This window comes from Vibrio sp. R11-SG3-ISO3-SZ (genome assembly GCF_059834345.1).
This window is the reverse complement of sequence record NZ_JCBDGX010000104.1, coordinates 32959-53135: the sequence shown is the minus strand read 5'-3', so window position 1 is coordinate 53135 and position 20177 is coordinate 32959. Positions and strand designations below refer to the sequence as shown.

At 52.3% G+C, this 20177-nt stretch carries 19 protein-coding genes; 14 read left to right on the top strand and 5 right to left on the bottom strand.

All coding sequences use genetic code 11. The features are described 5' to 3' along the window. The 11 genes from AC6R1O_RS13510 to AC6R1O_RS13460 all read left to right on the top strand — a co-directional run. Positions 1 to 755, top strand: a 755-nt coding sequence (locus AC6R1O_RS13510; protein ID WP_500657204.1) for an ABC transporter permease, incomplete at its 5' end; no start/stop codon positions are given. A gap of 296 nt (positions 756 to 1051) precedes the next feature. Then, the gene (locus AC6R1O_RS13505; protein WP_334551951.1) at positions 1052 to 2128 is read left to right on the top strand and encodes a BMP family ABC transporter substrate-binding protein; all 1077 of its coding nucleotides are present in this window, start codon (positions 1052 to 1054) and stop codon (positions 2126 to 2128) included. A gap of 93 nt (positions 2129 to 2221) precedes the next feature. Beyond that, a complete protein-coding gene (locus AC6R1O_RS13500) occupies positions 2222 to 3634 on the top strand; it encodes a xanthine dehydrogenase small subunit (RefSeq protein ID WP_500657203.1) in 1413 nt (470 codons plus the stop codon). After that, positions 3627 to 5987 carry a xanthine dehydrogenase molybdopterin binding subunit gene (xdhB, locus tag AC6R1O_RS13495; protein WP_500657202.1) on the top strand — a complete coding sequence of 787 codons (2361 nt, stop codon included), beginning with the start codon at positions 3627 to 3629 and terminating at the stop codon, positions 5985 to 5987. Before AC6R1O_RS13500 ends, xdhB begins: the two co-directional genes overlap by 8 nt. Then, complete coding sequence (gene xdhC / locus AC6R1O_RS13490) at positions 5980 to 6882, top strand: xanthine dehydrogenase accessory protein XdhC (protein WP_500657201.1); 903 nt, start codon at positions 5980 to 5982, stop codon at positions 6880 to 6882. Before xdhB ends, xdhC begins: the two co-directional genes overlap by 8 nt. Beyond that, on the top strand, positions 6869 to 7387 hold the full coding sequence (locus AC6R1O_RS13485; RefSeq protein ID WP_500657200.1) for a 2-oxo-4-hydroxy-4-carboxy-5-ureidoimidazoline decarboxylase: 519 nt from the start codon (positions 6869 to 6871) through the stop codon (positions 7385 to 7387). The genes xdhC and AC6R1O_RS13485 overlap by 14 nt, the downstream gene beginning before the upstream one ends. Continuing rightward, positions 7384 to 7707: a hydroxyisourate hydrolase gene (gene uraH, locus AC6R1O_RS13480; RefSeq protein ID WP_500657199.1), complete on the top strand. Its 324-nt coding sequence runs from the start codon at positions 7384 to 7386 to the stop codon at positions 7705 to 7707. Before AC6R1O_RS13485 ends, uraH begins: the two co-directional genes overlap by 4 nt. A gap of 2 nt (positions 7708 to 7709) precedes the next feature. Beyond that, the gene (gene guaD, locus AC6R1O_RS13475) at positions 7710 to 9077 is read left to right on the top strand and encodes a guanine deaminase (protein ID WP_500637529.1); all 1368 of its coding nucleotides are present in this window, start codon (positions 7710 to 7712) and stop codon (positions 9075 to 9077) included. After that, positions 9023 to 10324 carry a urate hydroxylase PuuD gene (locus AC6R1O_RS13470; RefSeq protein ID WP_500657198.1) on the top strand — a complete coding sequence of 434 codons (1302 nt, stop codon included), beginning with the start codon at positions 9023 to 9025 and terminating at the stop codon, positions 10322 to 10324. Before guaD ends, AC6R1O_RS13470 begins: the two co-directional genes overlap by 55 nt. Before the next feature lie 129 nt (positions 10325 to 10453). After that, the gene (locus AC6R1O_RS13465) at positions 10454 to 10714 is read left to right on the top strand and encodes an EF-hand domain-containing protein (protein ID WP_500657196.1); all 261 of its coding nucleotides are present in this window, start codon (positions 10454 to 10456) and stop codon (positions 10712 to 10714) included. Positions 10715 to 10830: 116 nt separating this feature from the next. Continuing rightward, complete coding sequence (locus AC6R1O_RS13460; protein WP_500657195.1) at positions 10831 to 11109, top strand: putative quinol monooxygenase; 279 nt, start codon at positions 10831 to 10833, stop codon at positions 11107 to 11109. A 10-nt stretch (positions 11110 to 11119) separates the two neighbouring features. Here the strand turns inward: AC6R1O_RS13460 and AC6R1O_RS13455 are convergent, their stop codons facing one another. Genes AC6R1O_RS13455 through AC6R1O_RS13435 form a run of 5 tightly spaced genes read right to left on the bottom strand, consistent with a single transcriptional unit; the run spans position 11120 to position 17432 of the window. After that, complete coding sequence (locus AC6R1O_RS13455; RefSeq protein ID WP_500657194.1) at positions 11120 to 12385, bottom strand: allantoate amidohydrolase; 1266 nt, start codon at positions 12383 to 12385, stop codon at positions 11120 to 11122. 9 nt (positions 12386 to 12394) lie between these two features. Beyond that, on the bottom strand, positions 12395 to 13645 hold the full coding sequence (locus tag AC6R1O_RS13450; protein ID WP_500657193.1) for a pyridoxal-phosphate-dependent aminotransferase family protein: 1251 nt from the start codon (positions 13643 to 13645) through the stop codon (positions 12395 to 12397). Then, on the bottom strand, positions 13645 to 15213 hold the full coding sequence (locus AC6R1O_RS13445) for a gamma-glutamyltransferase family protein (RefSeq protein ID WP_500657192.1): 1569 nt from the start codon (positions 15211 to 15213) through the stop codon (positions 13645 to 13647). Before AC6R1O_RS13445 ends, AC6R1O_RS13450 begins: the two co-directional genes overlap by 1 nt. Next, positions 15176 to 16399 (bottom strand): amidase, encoded by a 1224-nt coding sequence (locus tag AC6R1O_RS13440; protein ID WP_500657191.1) that lies wholly within the window; start codon positions 16397 to 16399, stop codon positions 15176 to 15178. The genes AC6R1O_RS13445 and AC6R1O_RS13440 overlap by 38 nt, the downstream gene beginning before the upstream one ends. 34 nt (positions 16400 to 16433) lie before the next feature. Next, positions 16434 to 17432, bottom strand: coding sequence for a bile acid:sodium symporter family protein (locus AC6R1O_RS13435; protein WP_334551965.1), 999 nt, complete (start codon positions 17430 to 17432; stop codon positions 16434 to 16436). A gap of 269 nt (positions 17433 to 17701) precedes the next feature. Here AC6R1O_RS13435 and AC6R1O_RS13430 point away from each other — a divergent pair, with 269 nt between their 5' ends. Genes AC6R1O_RS13430 through puuE form a run of 3 tightly spaced genes read left to right on the top strand, consistent with a single transcriptional unit; the run spans position 17702 to position 20065 of the window. Further along, complete coding sequence (locus AC6R1O_RS13430; protein WP_487901424.1) at positions 17702 to 18376, top strand: GntR family transcriptional regulator; 675 nt, start codon at positions 17702 to 17704, stop codon at positions 18374 to 18376. 9 nt (positions 18377 to 18385) lie between these two features. Continuing rightward, positions 18386 to 19117 (top strand): aspartate/glutamate racemase family protein, encoded by a 732-nt coding sequence (locus AC6R1O_RS13425; protein WP_500657190.1) that lies wholly within the window; start codon positions 18386 to 18388, stop codon positions 19115 to 19117. Between the two features lie 18 nt (positions 19118 to 19135). Further along, on the top strand, positions 19136 to 20065 hold the full coding sequence (gene puuE / locus AC6R1O_RS13420) for an allantoinase PuuE (protein WP_500657189.1): 930 nt from the start codon (positions 19136 to 19138) through the stop codon (positions 20063 to 20065). The last annotated feature ends 112 nt before the right edge of the window (positions 20066 to 20177 follow it).

Sequence of the window (20177 nt, the reverse complement as noted above, 5' to 3'; positions counted from 1 at the left end):
GCAGCCTCGCGATGGGCGTTCTCCTCGCTATGGTCGCAGGTATGACAATGGCCTTTATTTTTGGTGTACTGACACTCAGCCTGAGTGCCAACCAAGTCGCGACAGGCTTAGCGCTGACCATTTTTGGTACTGGTTTGAGCGCCTTCCTCGGCGGCAGTTTAGTGGGTTCCACCCTTGAAGGCTTTCAACCGATAGCAATTCCGCTGCTTAGCGATCTGCCTTTTCTTGGGCCGCTGCTTTTTCAACATGATCTATTGGTTTACGCCAGCTTTGTTCTGGTCGGTGTTAGTGCTTGGGTGCTCAGTCGGACGCGCGCTGGGTTGGTGATCCGCGCTGTCGGTGAGAACCCGCATTCGGCCAATGCCCTTGGCATTGAAGTGATCAAAGTACGCTACCTTGTCACGCTACTGGGCGGCGCACTTGCAGGACTGGCGGGCGCCTACATGTCTTTAGCCTATACCCCAATGTGGATGGAGAACATGACAGCAGGTCGAGGCTGGATTGCGCTAGCTCTGGTAGTCTTCGCTTCATGGAAAGTGGGCCGCTTGATGCTTGGTGCCTACTTGTTCGGCTTGACGTCGATTATGCACTTAATGATGCAAGGGGTCGGCTTGGACATCTCGCCCAACTTATTAGCCATGACCCCCTACGTCGCCACTATCGTTGTGATGGTATTACTCAGTTCCAACGAGTTACGCCAAAAATTGGCAACGCCAATGAGCCTTGGTAAACCGTTTGATCCTAAACGCCATTGATTGTTTTTATGTTTGTGGTAATAGCGTCCGTGCATTAAAACGGTGCACGGGCACTATTATTTCGCACAACAATGAATCACACCACCCTCATCCACCACGCGCATCACTCACATCCCTCGAAACTAAGAAGCACGTAAACCTCACCCCACACCAGATTTGACGGGCGTTGCGCGATTATTTTCACCCTTAGGCTAAAAATACGACCAATTGGTCAAGTTTTTGCTATGCAGATAAATAAGAATCAGTTTCAGCTTAGGTTCTTACTACTCAAACCAAAAATGAAAACGGAGAATTTCATGAAAATGAATCAGTGGATGACAGCGGTGGCCTTGTCAGTGACCTCGTTGCTCTCAGCTTCAACGCTTGCAGAAGATGAAGTCAAAGTCGGCTTCGTCTATGTGGGTCCCGTCGGCGATCATGGCTGGAGCTATGAGCACGACCAAGGCCGCATTGAGATGGAAAAACATTTCGCTGGAAAGGTGAAAACCACCTTTGTCGAAAACGTACCCGAAGGGGCTGACGCTGAGCGCGTGATCACTCAGTTGGCGAAATCAGGTAACGATGTCATCTTTACCACCTCGTTTGGCTTTATGAACCCAACACTGAAAGTCGCCAAACGTTTCCCAAACATCACCTTTGAACACGCCACGGGCTACAAAATGGCGAAAAACCTTGGCACCTACACTCTTCGTACCTATGAAGGCCGTTATGTATCTGGCGTTGCTGCGGGCATGGCGACAAAGAGCAATACCCTTGGTTACATCGCGTCTTTCCCTATTCCGGAAGTGATCCGCGACATTAACTCGGTCTATCTTGGTGCGAAAAGTGTCAACCCCGATGTGAAACTGAAAATTGTTTGGGTCAACACTTGGTACGATCCGGGCAAAGAGTCTGACGCCGCGAACGCGCTCATCGACCAAGGCGTAGACATCATTATTCAACACACCGACAGCCCGGCGCCTCTGATTGCTGCGGAAAAACGCGGTGTGATGGGGATTGGACAAGCTTCCGACATGAGCCACTTCGCGCCGAAAGCCCACATGTTCTCGGTACGAGATAACTGGGCACCACATTACATTAAAACGGTACAGGGAACGATGGATGGCACTTGGGCACCACAAGACTATTGGGGTGGTCTAAAAGATGAGTTGCTGCAAATTGTCTCGATCAATCCAGACCTGCCAGCTGAGATCAAAGACGCCATTGCCGAAACCGAGGCGAAGATCAAATCAGGTGAGTTCCATCCGTTTACCGGCCCGATGAAAGATAACCAAGGCAACGAAGTCATTGCAGCGGGATACACACTCAATGACAAAGAGCTTGCGGGCGTGAACTGGTACGTCGAAGGTATCGACGCAAAAATTCCTAACTAAACCTATATAGGCTCGCATCTCGCTCACGGGTGCGAGCCTTTTTTTACCTAAATAGTTGACCAGTTGGACAAGATAATAAGAACAGAGGAAGTTATGTTGGAGCTCATGATCAATCGTGAGGTTGTTAAGATTGCGTCCCTCGACGCCGACACCATGTTGCTTAACTACCTACGCGAACACAAACAACTGACCGGCTCAAAAGAGGGCTGTGCCAGCGGTGATTGCGGCGCATGCACTGTTGTAATGGTGGAATCAGACCCAAACGGCGAACTGAGCTACAAACAAATCAATGCCTGTATCACCCCCGTTCACGCGCTGCATGGTAAGCAAATCATTACCGTCGAGCACCTCAAACAAGCGCAAGCCTTGCATCCGGTGCAACAAGCGGTGGTCGACAAAAATGGCACCCAGTGCGGTTTTTGCACGCCTGGGATTGTGATGTCCCTTTACGCACTATCAAAGCAAAAACAGACAGTGTCACACCCGAGTGACTACCTCGCAGGAAATTTGTGTCGCTGTACTGGCTACGGCCCGTTGATCGAGGTCGCCAACACCATCGCAAGCCAGTCAATCGACGATCCGCTGGAGCAAGACACCAGCGCAGTGAAAACCTGGATCGCCAGTGTCGATGACGCCGCTTGCCACCACTACGCTAGACCCAAAACGCGCCTTGAACTGGCGCAAGCCAAATCCCAAATGGTGAGCGCTAAACTGATTGCTGGTGGCACAGACCTCTCATTGGAAGTCACCCAACAAGGTCGCTCACTACCTGAACTGATCGACATCTCTAATGTCGATGATCTTCTCACCATCACCGAGACCACCTCTGGTTGGCGTATCGGTGCTGCGGTGCCGATGGACCGTGTACACGCCTTTGTACGCGAGCATTTCCCCAGTGCCGATGAGGTGATTGAAAGACTGGGCAGTTTAACCATTCGCCACCGCGCAACGCTTGGCGGTAGCTTAGGCCACGCCTCACCGATTGGCGATATTGCTCCTCTGTTGATGAGCCTCAACGGACGTATCGAAGTGGATGATGGCGTCACGAAAACGCTGTTCGCCCCCGAGGACTACATCACGGGCTACCGTGAAACCTTATTGCGTGGCCATCAATGGATCAGTGCGTTTCACCTACCCAGACTCGCGCCCAATCAACATCACGCGATATACAAGATAAGCAAACGCTATGAAGACGACATCGCCACGGTCACCCTAGGCATCAATATGACGATAGATAGCGACCAGCGTGTCAAGAATTGCATCATTTCCGCTGGCGGAGTCGCCGCAAAATCGGTGCGCCTCAACGAACTTGAGAAAGTCTTTGTCGGGCGTCCTCTGAGCCTGCCCATCGTCCATGCGGCGCAAGACAAGGTTCCTGAGGTTATTCAGCCGCTGTCCGATGTCCGTGGCAGCGCGCAATATCGAGTTAAGTTAGTGCAAAACCTGCTCAAACGTTTCTATCTGCAAACAGAGCACATTGATGTGAGGTTGGTGCACCATGCGTAAATTAACCGTACTTGAAGAGGCTCAAAACAGACAGCCATCCAAGATTGTTGGCCGCTCCGTCAAGCATGAAAGCGCCGACCGACAAGTCAGCGGCGAGGCCCGTTTCGTCGACGACTACCCCACGCCAACGGGTTGCTTGCATGCGGCGGTGATCACCAGTCGCGTCAGCAAAGGCCGAATCACACGGTTGGACGTTGAGCGCGTTCGCGCGGCAGATGGTGTCGTCGCTGTGCTGAGTGAGTGCGACCTCCCTGCGCATAAAGACATCGGTGCGATTTTTCCCGGCGATCCACTGCTGACGATCGACCAACACATTCATTTCCACGGCCAGCCCATCGCATTAGTGCTGGCACGTAGCCACCAGCAAGCATGGCGCGCCGCTTCACTCGCTGAGGTGGAGTATGAGGTCGATGACCGAGTGATACTCCACCATCAAGACGCAGTTGGCCAAGCGCCACTTCTGCCACCGCACCAAATGGGCTCAAGCAAAGCGCGCGACTGGCAGCAAGGCGCGGATGTGGTGATTAATGGCGAACTGCATGTGGGCGGCCAAGAGCATTTTTACCTTGAAGGTCAAGTCAGCTTGGCGCACCTGACTGAAGAGGGTGGCATTTTTGTTCAATGTTCCACTCAACACCCCTCTGAAGTGCAAAAGCTCATTGCCGAAGTGCTCGGTCTCGATTTCAACCGCGTCACCGTTGATATGCGCCGCATGGGCGGTGGATTTGGCGGTAAGGAGAGCCAAGCGGCGCAATGGGCATGCTTAGCGTCATTGGGTGCGTACTACACTCGACAAGCGGTCAAGCTGCGCTTGCCGCGCGCGCTCGATATGACGGCAACAGGCAAACGCCACCCTTTCTATCAAAGCTATCAACTGAGTGCCGACCGCAACGGTATCATTCAAGGCGCCAATATTGCCATTCATGGCCTATGCGGCCACTCACCGGATCTCTCTGATGCGATTGTCGACCGCGCGATGTTTCATGCCGACAACGCCTATTCACTCGGTGAAGCGACCATCGTGGGTCATCGCTTAAAAACCGACACTGTGTCTCATACGGCGTTTCGTGGTTTCGGTGGCCCGCAAGGGATGATAGTCATAGAAAAAGCGATGCAAGAGTTAGCGATTGCCACCGGCCAAGACCCGCTCGATGTGCGTCTTAACAATCTCTATAACGAGAATAAGCACACCACGCCTTACGGCATGGAAGTGTCTCAACACCAAGAGATGCGAGAGCTGATAACATCGCTCGAAGATCGCTGTGATTATCGTCAGCGCCGAGAAGCGATTGCGCAATGGAACCTCACTCATCCATATCTGAAAAAAGGTTTGGCGCTTACCCCGGTGAAGTTTGGAATTTCATTTACTGCCAAGCACCTCAATCAAGCTGGCGCCTTGATTCATGTCTACACCGACGGTTCGGTACAGGTCTCACACGGCGGCACCGAGATGGGCCAAGGTTTACACACCAAAGTGGGACAAATCGTCGCGCAAACCCTGGGCGTCTCACTTGATGCCATACTGGTCACCTCAACACGCACCGATAAAGTGCCCAATACCTCACCGACCGCCGCCTCTTCGGGCGCCGATCTCAACGGCATGGCGGCGCACAACGCGGCGGCAGAGATCAAACAAAGGCTGATTGAGTTTGCTAAAAGCCATTATCAAGTCGCAGAGATCGATATCGAAGGCGGTCAATTGATCGGTACCACAACGCCAGTCAGTTGGGCGGAACTGGTACAAGCGGCGTATATGAACCGCGTTTCCCTCTCCGCGACCGGCTTCTATCAAACGCCGAAAATCGGCTATGACAGAGCCAGCGCGAGCGGTCGACCGTTTTACTACTTTGCCCTTGGCGCCTCGTGTTCTGAAGTGATGATCGACACGCTAACCGGTGAAATGACCGTCGAGCGCGTCGACATCCTCCACGATGTTGGCAACAGCTTAAATCCGGCCATCGATAAAGGCCAAATTGAGGGCGCCTTTATCCAAGGTTTAGGCTGGTTAACCTGTGAAGAATTGGTCTGGGCAGACGATGGGCGTTTACTCAGTAACAGTCCAATGAACTACAAAATCCCCACCATTGGTGATTACCCCAAACAGTTTCACATCGATTTGTTCGACAAACCCAACCCAGAAACCAGCATCTATCGCTCTAAAGCGGTGGGTGAACCGCCATTTATGCACGGCATCAGCGCTTGGTGCGCCATTTTTGATGCGATCTCGTCCATTAGCGAACACCAACACGCCGCCTTGCTGCATGCGCCTGCGACCAGCGAGGCGATTCTCTCTGCATGCGAAGACCAACTGACCTGGCTCGAGCAACGAGCGAAGGAGCACAGCCATGACTAATTCGCCATTTCTCCATTCCCGCTCACTCTCATGGCTCAGTGCCTGTCAGCAGCTGGAGACACAAGGTGTGGCTTACTGCATCGCTACCGTGATTGCCAGTGTCGGCTCGGTACCTCGTAATCAAGGCGCTAAGATGGTGATCACCGAGAGCGCCCAGTTTGACACGCTTGGTGGTGGAAACTTGGAATACCAAGTGATTGAAAAAGCGCGTCAAGGGCTCGCAACATCCCAATCGACTCTTACCATCGAACGCTTTTCTCTCGCCGCCGATCTTGGCCAGTGTTGCGGCGGCGGTGTGCAAGTGATGTTGGAGTATTTCCTTACCCAAACACCACACGTCGTCGTGTTTGGGGCTGGGCATGTCAGCCAAGCGCTGTGTCGGATCTTAACTGAGCTGCCCTGCCAGTTGCATGTTGCCGATACCCGCAGTGAGTGGTTAGCTCCGCTCAAAGATGCCCACATTCATACCCATCTAATCGAGGATGTCACGCAAACCCTTACATCGCTACCTAGCCATGCTTACATCGTGGTGATGACGCAAGATCACGCCCTCGATTTCGACATTACTCGCCAAGCCTTGGATGCCAACAGGTTTGCTTTCGTTGGTTTAATCGGTTCAGAGGGGAAAAAGCAGCGCTTTAGCTATCGCCTGAAAGAGCAACTGGCCGACCCGGCCACGCTTGAGCACCTCACCTGCCCGATTGGGCATCCTAATGTCAAAGGCAAACTGCCGATGCAAGTGGCTATTTCGGTCGCAGCGCAGCTCAATGCTTACTTTGCCAGCCACACATCCTCGCCGATAGAAACGAGCCCAGAATCGCTTTGGCGCGAGGCCAACGACGCTCGTCAACTCGTGACCTCCCAACTCAAAAGGAATGCGCATGACCACAGCTAAAACCACAAGTGATACCTCACGTAAACGCCCGATTGCACAGCTCGATGGCTTCGCGCTCAGTCAGATTTGCGCCAGTTTGCGCTGGCAAGCCTTGGTGATGGAATCGGCACCCTTTCAAGACGGTGAAGCACTGCGCCATAGCGCAAGCCGTGCCTTCCAGCAGCTTGAAGAGAAAGATTGGCTTGAGGCCTTTGCCGGGCATCCAATGATCGGCGATCTCGCCAGTCTAGAAAAGAAATACGCGCAAGGCCGAGCACTCAGTGAAAAAGAGCAGAGCCACGTGGCCAGCGCCGATAGAGAGACCCTAGAGCGATTGCTCACGCTCAATCAGCGCTACCGAGAGAAATTCGGCTTCATCTTCATCGTCTGCGCGACCAACAAAAGTGCCAAAGAGATGCTTGCACTGCTTGAATCGCGGATTGGTCGAAGCCGAGAAGTGGAACTGCGCGAAGCCGCGCAAGAACAGATCAAAATCAGTCAAATTAGAATGGAAGCTTATTTATGAACACGCTCAGTTGCCATATCCTCGACACCGCCAGTGGTCACCCCGCAGCAAACATTGAAGTGGCACTCTATCCACTTGGCGCACAGGATCCCATCGCCCGCATGCACACCGACGATGATGGCCGCGCCCGTTTTGAAAACACCACAATAGCAGCAGGCAGTTATACCCTGCGATTTTTAGTCGCCCCCTACTGCCAACGCGTATTTTCCAACGCCTTTTTCCCCTACGTGGACGTGCACTTTAGCGTTTCAGACACGCGTCATATCCACATTCCTCTGCTGCTCTCTCCTTACGCTTACTCCAGTTATCGAGGCAGTTAATCATGGCTAAACAGATTCACCGTGGCGCCTTGTTGCACTTTCCAACAGCGACATCTGAGCCCCAAAAGCACTATGAGTATTGGCGCGATGGCGTATTGGTCATCGAAGAGGGCAAAATCGTTCATGTGGGTGATGCCAACGCCTTCTTCGCCCACTCTGCCAACCAAGATCTCCTCACACAGGGACGAGTCAAGGTTCACTCCGGTTTATTGATTCCTGGCATGATTGACTCTCATGTTCATTTCCCGCAGATTGAGATCATCGCCAGTTATGGAAAACAGCTGTTAGATTGGCTCAACACCTACACCTTTCCCACTGAGCTTCGTTTTAGCGATGCCCATTACGCCAAGCAGCAAGCCGACTTTTTTCTGCAACAGTTGTTTGCCCACGGCACCACCACAGCCAGTGTCTATGCCACAGTGCATCCGCAGTCGGTCAACGCATTTTTCAGCGCCGCGCAAGACTACGATGCGCGCATGGTCTGTGGCAAGGTGATGATGGACCGATTCTGTCCTGACGCACTGCAAGACACGCCTGAGACCAGCTATCGTGATAGCAAAGCCTTGATTGAGCGCTGGCACAAAAATGGCCGTGCTCTTTATGCCATCACGCCGCGTTTTGCGCCGACCAGCACACCGGAGCAGTTAGCGAAGGCGGGACAACTGGCCAATGAGCACCCCGATACCTTCATTCAAACTCATTTAAGCGAAAACATTAACGAAGTCGCTTGGGTTCAATCGCTTTACCCAGACGACAGCGATTACCTTAGCGTCTATGAGCGCAACCATTTGGTTCGTGATAGAGCCCTATTTGGTCACGCGATTCATCTTAGCGAGCGGGAACAACACGCGCTGGCGAGCAGTGGCGCGTCAATCTCATTTTGTCCATCATCGAACCTGTTTTTGGGCAGCGGTTTGTTTCCCTATCAGCAAGCAAAAGAGGCAGGTATTCCTATTTCGATTGCCAGTGATGTTGGCGGCGGCACCAGTTTGAGCTTGCTTAAAAACCAAAGTGACGCCTACAAAATCTGTCAATTACAAGGCATCAGTCTCGATGCATTTGAGTCCTTATATTTGTGTACTCAAGGCGCCGCCGTCGCGATGGGGCTGGATCACTGTATTGGCAACTTCAATGTCGGCACGGAAGCCGATTTTGTTGAGTTAGATCTCAACGCGTTTCCCATGCTCAAGCAGCGTACAGCGCGCTGTCAGGATTTGAATGAGCAACTCTTCGCCCTTGTCACCCTAGGCGATGAGCGTGTCATCGAACGCACTTATGTTCACGGAAATTTAGTTTATCAAAAGGATGTATCAGTATGTGGCCACAACTCTACGAATGGTTTGCGCTCTTTATCAAATGGTTTCATGTAATCTGTGGGGTGGCCTGGATTGGCGCCAGTTTCTATTTCACTTGGCTTGACAATAGCCTAGAAAATCCACCGCAATGGAAGAAAGATAAAGGTATCAAAGGCGACTTATGGGCCGTGCATGGTGGCGGTTTTTACGAAGTAGCAAAATACCAGGTTGGACCTCAAAGCATGCCGACCAACTTGCACTGGTTTAAATGGGAAGCCTACACGACATGGATCACTGGCACCGCGTTAATGATTTGGATGTACTATTTTAACGCCGCCGCCTACCTCATTGATCCCAGAGTCATGAGTTTAACTAGCCTCCAAGCCGTGAGTTTGGGCTTGGGTGGCATTGCACTCGGCGTTGTTGTCTATGAAGCATTGATGCGCTCCCCCCTCTCGCGTCACGCTGGGCTATTTTGCGGCGCACTTATCGCGCTTGGTGCGCTATTCTTCTATGGCTTTACCCACATCTTTAGTGGTCGGGGTGCCTTTATCCATATGGGTGCATTGATGGGTACCATCATGGTCAACAACGTGTTCCATAAAATCATTCCCGGCCAGCGTAAAATGGTGGCGCAAGTAGCGGCGGGTGAAGCGGTCGATCCGGCTCCCGGACTGGAGGGTAAACGCCGCTCTATCCATAATAACTATTTCACCCTGCCCGTGATTTTTCTCATGATCAGTAATCACTACCCGATGATCTACCAACACTCGCTGAGTTGGTTAGTGGGGATGCTGATTTTGGTGATCAGCGCGTATTTACGCCATTACTTTAACCTTAAGCATGCGGGAAAATCGAAGCCAAGCGTACTCATTTCAAGCTCGATAGCCATGCTGCTTCTCGCGGTTTTCGTCAGTTGGGGATCCGTTCAAGCGAATAAAGCCTCGCGCGCAACGGCAACCGCAAGCAGTGTGGCCACGCAAACGACCACTTCCCAGGACTCAGCCCTGCATCAACAGAGCGCGTCGGAAGGAGACACTTCCGGCCTTGCTGATGATATCAATCGTACTCACTATATCGAAATAGCGACGCAGATCATTGAGCAGCGCTGCACTCAATGTCACAGCGCCACACCGACTGACGATGTGTTCACCGTCGCACCTAGTGGCGCAATCTTCGACTCTTGGCAAGATATTGAGCGCTGGAGCCCGCGGATTCTAGCGCGTACGGTCGAGTCGACCGATATGCCCTTTCTCAACAAAACCAATATGACAGACCAAGAACGTCAGCAACTTAAAGAGGCCCTTAGTCACAGCCATTAAGCTTCCCCCCCCCTCCCGCCAGTTCACACTGGTGGGAGCGTCAAATGTAAGAAAATGTAAAGCCACGAACCAAATCCCACTCAACGGCTCCAATGCTGTGTGTCAATCATTGTTAACAAGGAAAATACGATGAAAACTCTCACCATTGGTACCGCGCTACTCGGCGCTCTGTTAATCACCACCGCTTGTGCAAATGACGAGGATCGCAAGGGCCCGCCGCCAAGTTTTAGCGATATCGATTCAAATAGCGATGGCTACATCACCACTGATGAAGCCAAAGGGCCGTTAGCCCGTGATTTTAGCTCTATTGATGCCGATGGCGATGGAAAAGTCACCGAGGCGGAACTCTCGCAATTTATGAGTGAGCACCGTCCACCGGCTCGCGACTAACGAACTTAACGCCCACTTAAGACGCGCTCTTACTGGGCGTTTTTTTATCGCTATCATCCCTATGATTTCACCTATGGGCACGGTATGCTGAAGGCACTTTCGACCAAGGACGCACAATGAACAAAGTCACACTCTCCGGCCATATCATTATTCCCTTCGAAGATCGTAGTATCGTACTGGCCGAACTGGAGACACACCGTAGACTCACTCGAAATGAGCCCGGCTGCCTGTGCTTTGAGGTCACGCAAAATCCTAACGACATCCATCGATTTGATGTGTATGAAGAGTTTGTCGATTATGAAGCATTTCTGCAGCATCAACGACGAGTGCAAGAATCACAGTGGGGAAAAGTGACTCAGAATGTCGCAAGATATTACGACATCACTGAATCCTAGTTAGAGGGCGTTAAGGCGACTTTGCCTTGAGGTTCATTGAGTCAATCATGCCTATCAAGCACTCCAGTGCCACCGCGACATCGTCTTGATTCACTTGTTCTTTAGGATGGTGGCTAATGCCTTTCTCACAGCGGACAAACAACATCGCGATGTCGGTCACTTTCGCCATCACCATGGCATCATGGCCTGCGCCACTCGGTAAACAGCGCGCCGTTTGACCGGTCACCGACTCAACGACTGAGGCCCATTGCTGCTGCAAGGCGGCATCACAGAGGACCGCTTTCGCTTGATATATCTTGTCGCTGTCGAAATGTAGGCGACGTTTTTTCGCAATCAAGTTCAACTCGTTGATCACTACCTCACAACACGCCTCCAGCGTCGGCTGATTGAGCGAGCGAATGTCCAAAGTAAACTCGACTGCACCTGGGATCACGTTCACCGCACCCGGTGCGACGGATAGTTTACCCACCGTCGCGACAATCTCTTGCTCTCTAGCAAAACGTTCAATAAAACTCACCATTTCAGCCGCGCCGCACAGTGCATCCTGACGCAAATCTATCGGCACTGTGCCTGCGTGTCCCGCCATGCCCTCTACCTTGCAGGTAAAACGTTTTGCCCCAGCAATACCGGTCACGATACCAACGGGCAATGACTCCGCTTCTAGCACTGGGCCTTGCTCAATATGCACTTCCAAGTAGGCAAGCAGATCGTTACGCGCATCATTTCCTGCGAGACTCGGTGCTAGTCCAAACTGGCGCATGGCGTCTGCCATGGTCATACCATCGGCGTCCGCGATATCGAGCCAGTTGGGATCAAATTGCCCTGCGACACTGCTCGATCCAATGAGCGTGGTGTTAAAACGCATCCCTTCTTCGTCTGCAAATGCCACCACATCGATGTGGAACGGAAAGCGGCACTCTTTTAGTTGCGACAGTGCTTCTATCGCGAGAATAATACCGAGGTTGCCATCGTATTTACCTGCATTTCTGACCGTGTCACTGTGAGAGCCCAGCACCAATGCTTTCGCCTCAGGATCGCTGCCTACTTTGCGCCCCCACTGGTTGCCTACACTGTCTTGCCAGGTTTCTAGTCCCGCATCGCGCATCCATTTCGCGATCAGATCGTGGGCACTTCGATGCTCTTTGGTCAGGTATCCGCGTGTCAGCGCACCCCGTTCCTCGCTGCATTGAGCGAGTTGGTCGGCTTGAACCATAATGCGCTCAGCACCGATGCTCATCGCTTGGTGCCTCTTATCATCCACTGTATCTACACTCATGGCTGCTCCTTATTGATAATGCGCCATAGCCGCCAGAACTGCCTGACCGGGAATGATGTCCGCTTGGTGTTTGATCAGTACCGCTTCCAGCGCCGCCAAGGTGGTCAATACGCACTCTTGTCTCGCGTTGAACCCCATAGTACCGATGCGCCAGATCTTGCCATGCAGTGGGCCAAACGAGGTACCAATCTCGATACCAAACCGGTGCAGCAGCTCAAGACGCACCGCATCGCCATCGACCGTACCCGCCGCTTTTTTAACGCTCGGTATTGCCACACCGACCACGTTATTCATTTTGTAATTTTGATTGCCAAATAGCTCTAGCCCCATCGCGCGAAGCCCCGATGCCATCGCGTCTCCCGCTTGCTTGTGACGCGCGATGACCTGCTCTGGGCCTTCTTCAAGGAACAGTCTTGCACACTCGCGTGCGGCATAAAGCATGCTGGTGGCTTCAGTATGATGGTTAAGGCGCTCTGGCCCCCAATAATCCATCACCATGGCTAAATCAAAGTAGTTCGATTGGATTGGTGCTTCTTCACCATCAACGTGGTGAGCGGCACGAATGCCCGCTTCGACATGTTTACGACTGTTGATTAGCGCAGCGCAGCGCTCGCTCAGCGTAATCGGCGCTGAGCCCGAAGGCCCGCCTAAACATTTCTGCAGCCCTGCTGACACCGCATCAAGATACCAATCATCGACATACAATTCATTACCGGCAATCGATGCAGTGGCATCACAATAGAACAGCACACCATAGCGCTGACACAGCTCGCCCATCTCAGCCAACGGTTGGTTCATGGTCGTGGAGGTGTCTCCTTGAACAGTGGCGAGCAATGTTGGCTGAAAGGTTTTGATCGCCTGTTCAATTTGCTCTGGCGCGCACACTTCACCCCACTCAACATCGATGGTTTTCACTACAGCGCCAACCCGCGTAGCAATTTCGCACAATAAGTGACCAAATCGGCCAATGACGGGGATCAGCACTTTGTCGCCCGGTTTTAACACCGACACTAACACCGCTTCAATCCCCGCGCGCGCAGTGCCATCCACGAGCATCGTCTGCGGGTTTTGGGTGTGAAAAACGCCGCGATAGAGTGACTGTACTTGGTTCATGTAACCGGTCATCACAGGGTCATACTGACCAATCAGTGACTGGGCGATGGCCTGATGCACGCGAGGATAAGCGTTGATTGGCCCCGGCCCCATCAAAAGGCGTTGCGGTGGGTTAAGTGTTTCAAATAGCTCGTTGGCCTGTGACATTATTGTTCTCCTACAAAACTGCGGCCATCGCTACGCGGATCGCTACTGGCGATGGCTCTTCCTTGTTCATCCAGCACAATGGCGCCAGCATGGCCCATCAGCTCGTTATTATCGTCGACGGTGGTAACGTCGTGACCGAGCGCCACCAACTCAGCGCCGCAGCGTTGGTTAAGTGAGCGCTCTAAGCGTAAGTTGTGTGTGGCATCGCCCCACGTGCGCCCCAACAGCCAGCGAGGCTCTGAGATCGCCTTATCCAAGGGATAAGATTGATAGTGGTAGCGGCTAAATAGACACGCTTGCGTTTGGGGCTGACCTTCACCGCCCATCGTGCCGTAGCTCATTCTGCGGCCATCACTGAGCTCAGCATAAGCAGGGTTGAGGGTATGGAAAGGCTTCTTGTTGGGTGCCAATACATTGTGATGCTTTGCATCCAGAGAAAAACTCTTGGAGCGGATATTCCATAGCACTCCGGTCTTTGGCAGCACAACACCGGACCCAAACTCCCAGTAAATGCTTTGAATAAAGCTGACCATGGTGCCGTATTGATCACTGGCCCCCATCCAGATCGTATCGCCGGGTTTGGCTTGGTGAGGCCAAGCTAGGGCGCGGTTAGGATTCACGGCAGCAGTACATTTAGCCACCTCGTCGTCACTGAGCCAATGCTGCAAAGGCTCTCGCAATGACGCCTCATCACACACCTCGCGATCACGAATCAAAAACGCTTGTTTAGTGGCTTCAACAAGGCAGTGAATGTGCTCCACTTCGGTCTGAGCGTTGACCGCTATACGATCGTAGATAGCCAAAATCAGCAGTGACGCCACCCCTTGGGTTGGCGCACCAAAGTTATACAGTGTGCCTTTAGAGGTCGTGACATGCAGTGGCTGCATCACTTTAGCGCGAAATTGATGAAAATCTTCAAGACGGATTGGGCTACCCATCGCGGCTAGATCATCAGCCATCGACTGCGCCAAATCACCGCGATAAAAATCCTCTAGTCCCTTTTCTGCCAGCATCGATAGAGTATCGGCCAGCGCCGGATTCCGGATACGATCGCCGACCTTGAGCGTCTCACCTTGATTGAGATAAATATCGGCAAACCCGTCTAGTGAAGCCAGTCGCTGATAGGTTTTTTCACTGGCATTGACCAAGCTCTGCGTCGCGGTGATCCCCTCGCGCGCGGCATGGATCGCGGGGGTAAGTAATCTATCCAGTGTCATATTGCCATGATCATACTCAAGCGCTGCTTGCCAACCTGCGACCGTGCCCGCCATCGTGATGGCCGAAAGCGCGCCATGATCGGGCAGTTCATCACCCAGAGATCGGTAGGCGTTAACATCCACCTGCGCCGCCGCATCGCCGCTACCATCAATCGCGACTGGGGCTTGGCCTTGTTTCGCAATCAACCAAAATCCATCCCCTCCGATGCTATTCATATGGGGGTATTGGACTGAGATCATCGCAGCGGCAGCGACCATCGCTTCACTAGCCGTGCCACCGGCGTCTAAAATCGCTTGGCCAACTTCGGCTGCTTTATGATGTGGGGCGGTAAACGCGGTTTGATGCTTCATCGGCCACTCCTTGGCTCGTGTCTAGGTTGAGTTGCATGGCAGTCTGGATAAGGGCACGTTCACTGTGCGCACTGCCAAGAAAAGAGAGTCCGCACGGCATCGCTGCTGCGGCGTTAGGGAGATGCAATTGCGGTAAGCCAGAGAGCCCAGCAAGACTCGTCAGACCCATAAGCTGGCTGCGATAAACGGCCAATTCATTAGCTGGCATGGTCAGTTTCGGTGCACCGGCGGGCGTAGTTGGCAGTAGCCACCATAACGCATGCTCTTCCATATGCTCCACTAACGCCTGTTTGAATCGCTGTTGCTCATCACAAGCCGCTGTATACTGTGACTCGGTCAAGGTTCTTGCCCACTCGACGCGCGTTGCAATCGCCGGGTCCAAGCTCTCCCCATAGCGTTCTAACCACTCACCGTGTTGGCGAATGATCTCGAAACCTTGCAGGGTACGAAACAGGTGACTTAACTGATCGAGCGTCCATCCCGCACGCGCAAGATAGTCACCTTGTTGAATCTTTACACCCGACGCTTTGAGGCGCGTTAACTGCTCGGTGTGATCGGCACTCATAAGAGCACGGCACTGCTCATCAAGATAGAAGGACCATTGGAGAGGTGCTGCACCGTGGTCAGTCGACAAGCTCCTCCATACTCGCTCCATCATCGCCAAATCTCTGGTGAAAATACCGGCAGTGTCAAAGCGAGCCGCCAGTTCGAAGCAGTGTTGAAGGCTCAACGCACCATGCGTCGGCCTCAACCCATACAGCCCACAATAACTGGCCGGGACACGTACTGAACCACCGGTATCCGTACCGATTGAAAAATCGCAATCGTCACTTGCCACCGCCACCGCACTGCCGCTCGATGAGCCACCTGGAATCGCGTCAGGCGTTTTGGGGTTCACTGGCGTGCCGTAATGGATATTTTGACCGTTTAAGCTGTACGCCAGCTCATCGGTCTGTACTCGCCCAACACACTCTGCACCACTCTCAAGCAAAGTGGTAATGAGCGGCGATGTCTGGCTAGCAACATCATGAGTGGCTAACCACTGTGGATTGCCTGCCCCTGTTCGGTAGCCTTTTACATCAAACAGATCTTTAAAGACAAACCGAGTGCCACTCAGTCGGCCTTTTTTTGTCGGCGCCAAAGAGTGTGGCCCTTGCGCGCAATAAATTCGAGTATCCTTACTCATCATCTTTCCTTAATGGTTGCACCGATTAGCGCGCTTAAAGCGCGGCGGCTTTTACCCCTTCGCTCTGCTTGGCGTAACGGTTAGCCAGCACGGCGCAATAGAAAATCTGGATTGGGTGATACAACATGATCGGCAATAACAACATACCGAGCGTTGGATCGGTTCCAAAAATGACTTTCGCCATCGGGATCCCGGCCGCTAATGTCTTTTTGGTACCACAAAACACCGCCGCCACTTCATCAGGAAGATCGAAACCGGCTTTTCTTGCACCCCACTGAATGGAGTGGACCATCACCAACAAAATCACCACACACAGCGCAATCGCCGTCAACAGCAACCCCGCAGAGAACTCACTCCAGATACCGTTAATAACAGAATCACAAAAGGCGTTGTAAACGATCAAAAGAATCACATACTTGTCGACTTTATTGACTACCGCTTTGTGTTTCTCCGTCCAAGCCAGCAGGTAAGGACGAAGAAGCTGGCCTAAAATCATCGGAACCAAAAGTAACTTAGCGATCGACAACACGGAGTCGAGCAGATTGAGTGACACCCCTTCAAACCCCATAAAGAGCTGAATCAAAGCTGGGGTGATCACCACACCAATAATGCTCGATAGCGACGCGTTAAAGATCGCCCCTGGCACGTTTCCCTTACCGACACTCGTCATCGCAACCGATGACGAGATGGTGCTCGGCAGAACCAAGAGATAACAAAACCCAAACGCTAGAGCCGCTGGCATGGTTGCGATAAAGAGATCGCCAAACACTACCCATAAAATTGGGTATGCCACAAACGTCGCCACCTGGATGTAAATATGCAGACGCCAATTGGTCAACCCCGCTTTAATCGCTTGTGGCGATAACCCCAGGCCATGAAGAAAGAAGACAATGGCAACCCCCACCGCCGTCAATTGGTCCAAGTGAATCGGCCCGCCGGAGCGTCCAATCTCTGCCGTGATCGTCGCAAGCGCTATCGCGACCACCATGCCGACCAAAAACCACTCTTTCTTAAGTTTTGCTAATAGATTCATTTTGTTTGTTGAGCTCTCAATCAAAGTTAAATAATCATTGTATACAATCATCAATACAAAGATTGTGCCACAATTAAATGGCAGCAGAGCTACACCGAACCACAAATTACTCATCGCTCATTGCACTTAAAGTAAACATTTATGCTTTATAAAGGTGCAAATCGGGCCGATTTATCACTCGATGGCGTACCTGATTGAGTTTTGAAGGGATCACAACATGGTATACATATTGCTACCTTGAATTGTATACAAACAAATAGAGAGTCATCATGTCGAACGACGAAAAGATTTATCAAAAGATGCTCAAAGCCATTGTCGAGCATCAGCTTCCGCCCGGTGAGCGTTTGCCCGAAGACAAGTTATCGGAAGCGTTTGGGGTGAGCCGTACCGGGATACGCAAAGTGCTACAGCGCCTCGCGATTGAACGTTTTGTCGTGATTCAGCCGAATAAAGGCGCACAGGTCAGTCGTCCGAGTCGTCAAGAGGCGGAAGAAGTCTTGGATAGCCGCATTACATTAGAGCCTCTGTTGCTCGGTGACATTTCGGACAATTGGGATCTCAAAGTGTCGCAGCGTTTTCGCGATATGGTAGCGCAAGAGAAGCAAGCCGAACAAGACGGCGATTTAGCCCGTTCCATTCAATTGACGGCGAAGTTTCATTATGAGCTTGCTCATATGGGCAACAACTCGGTCTTGGCTGAGTTTATCGAGCAGTTGTGCTACCGCTCATCCTTGGTTATCGCCGCCTACGGTACCAGAGAGAGCGTGAGTTGTGATTGTGGCGATCATCTTGAGCTGATTGATTTGCTCGACACCCATCAAGTCGACAAGGCGCAGCAGTGGATGCGACACCATTTGATCCATATTAAGCGCTCGATTTCATTAACAGGTAAAAAAGATGCCCACGTTGATTTCACTCAGCTGTTTGCCAACATGGACTCGTAAAGGTGTGCTATGAAAATCCAACTGATTAACCCAAACACCAGCGTTACCATGACAGATAAAATTGCCCAATCGGCTTTGACTGTCGCGCTGCCCTCCAGCGACATCCTCGCTCGCTGTCCTGAGCACGGCCCTGAAAGCATTGAATGTGCGTTGGATGAAACCATCGCCTCTGCGGCCTTACTCGATCTCATCACTGACGGGGAGAAAAAAGGCGTCGATGCACATATCATTGCGTGCTTTGGCGATCCCGCGCTTGATGCTGCGCGCGAAATAGCGCAAGCGCCTGTCATCGGCATCGCCGGTGCAGCTTTTCAAATCGCCAGTTTGGTCTCGCATCGATTTGGTGTGGTCACCACGCTCTCTCGCACCGTCCCCACCGCCCACCATCTGTTGCAGCGCTACGGCTACGCGCATCTCTGTACCGGTGTGCGCGCAACCGACATTCCCGTGCTTGCCTTGGAATCCGAGCATACCTCGCTGTATGAACAGTTGCGCCAAGAGTGCCGTCAAGCGCTTTCGCAAGATGGGGCTGAAGCCATCGTATTGGGCTGTGCGGGCATGTCAGATCTTGCGGCGGAACTGAGTCAAGATCTCCAAGTTCCAGTGATTGATGGCGTCACTGCCGCGGTCAAGCTTGCGGAGTCTTTGTACAGCTTACAACTTAACACGGCCAAGTGCGGTCATTATGGCGCGCCGATAGGGAAAGCCTTTCACGGCCGCTATCAGCACTGGAGTCAATAAAAAATTTGAGGGATACAAATGGATATGGATAATCCAAGAAATTATACAGGCTATGGACGCGATAACGTCCCTGATGCTAAGTGGCCAAATGGGGCAAAGATTGCGCTGCAATTCGTCTTGAACTACGAAGAAGGCGGCGAGAACTGCGTATTGCATGGCGACGCGCATTCGGAAACCTTCTTGTCCGAAATCGCTGGCGCGAGCGCTTACCCTGATAGACACATGAGTATGGAATCCTTGTACGAATACGGCTCTCGGGTCGGCGTGTGGCGAATTCTCGATGAGTTCAAAGCGCGAGGTCTTCCTCTCACCGCCTTTGCCGTTGCGACAGCCTTGCAAAGAAACCCAGATGTGGCCAAGGCATTACTCGACGATGGCCATGAAATTGCCTGTCACGGCTTGAAATGGATTCACTATCAAGACGCGCCGATTGAGAAAGAGCGTGAAGATATGGTGCAAGCGCTCCAAATCATAGAGTCGCTCACAGGAAAAAAACCGATCGGCTGGTACACAGGACGTGACTCCCCCAATACGCGCGCTCTCGTGGCCGAGCATGACCACCTCCTCTACGACTCTGACTATTATGGGGATGACCTGCCGTTTTGGACGCAAGTACCCGATGCACAAAAGCCCAGACAGACGCGGCCTCATCTGATTGTGCCGTACACACTGGATACCAATGACATGCGATTTGCCTCCCCTTATGGATTCAGTCATGGGGAAGAGTTTTATCAATACCTCAAGGACAACTTCGATTGCCTCTATCAAGAAGGGCAAAGCAAACCGAAAATGATGTCAATTGGCCTGCATTGTCGCATCATAGGTAAACCTAGTCGCTTTATGGCGCTGAAAAAGTTCCTCGACTACGTGCAATCCCATTCGGATGTGTGGATCGCCACGCGAGAGCAAATCGCCCGTCACTGGTTAGAGCATCATCCGCCAACCTAATTTCTGTTTTGCCGCTGCGGTGCCTTCCTACCCGGCGGTTTTTTCTTTCTCTACCCCCAAAACGGGTCAACTGCACCAACGCTATGCAACTTAGCGACTTCGTTGACTGACC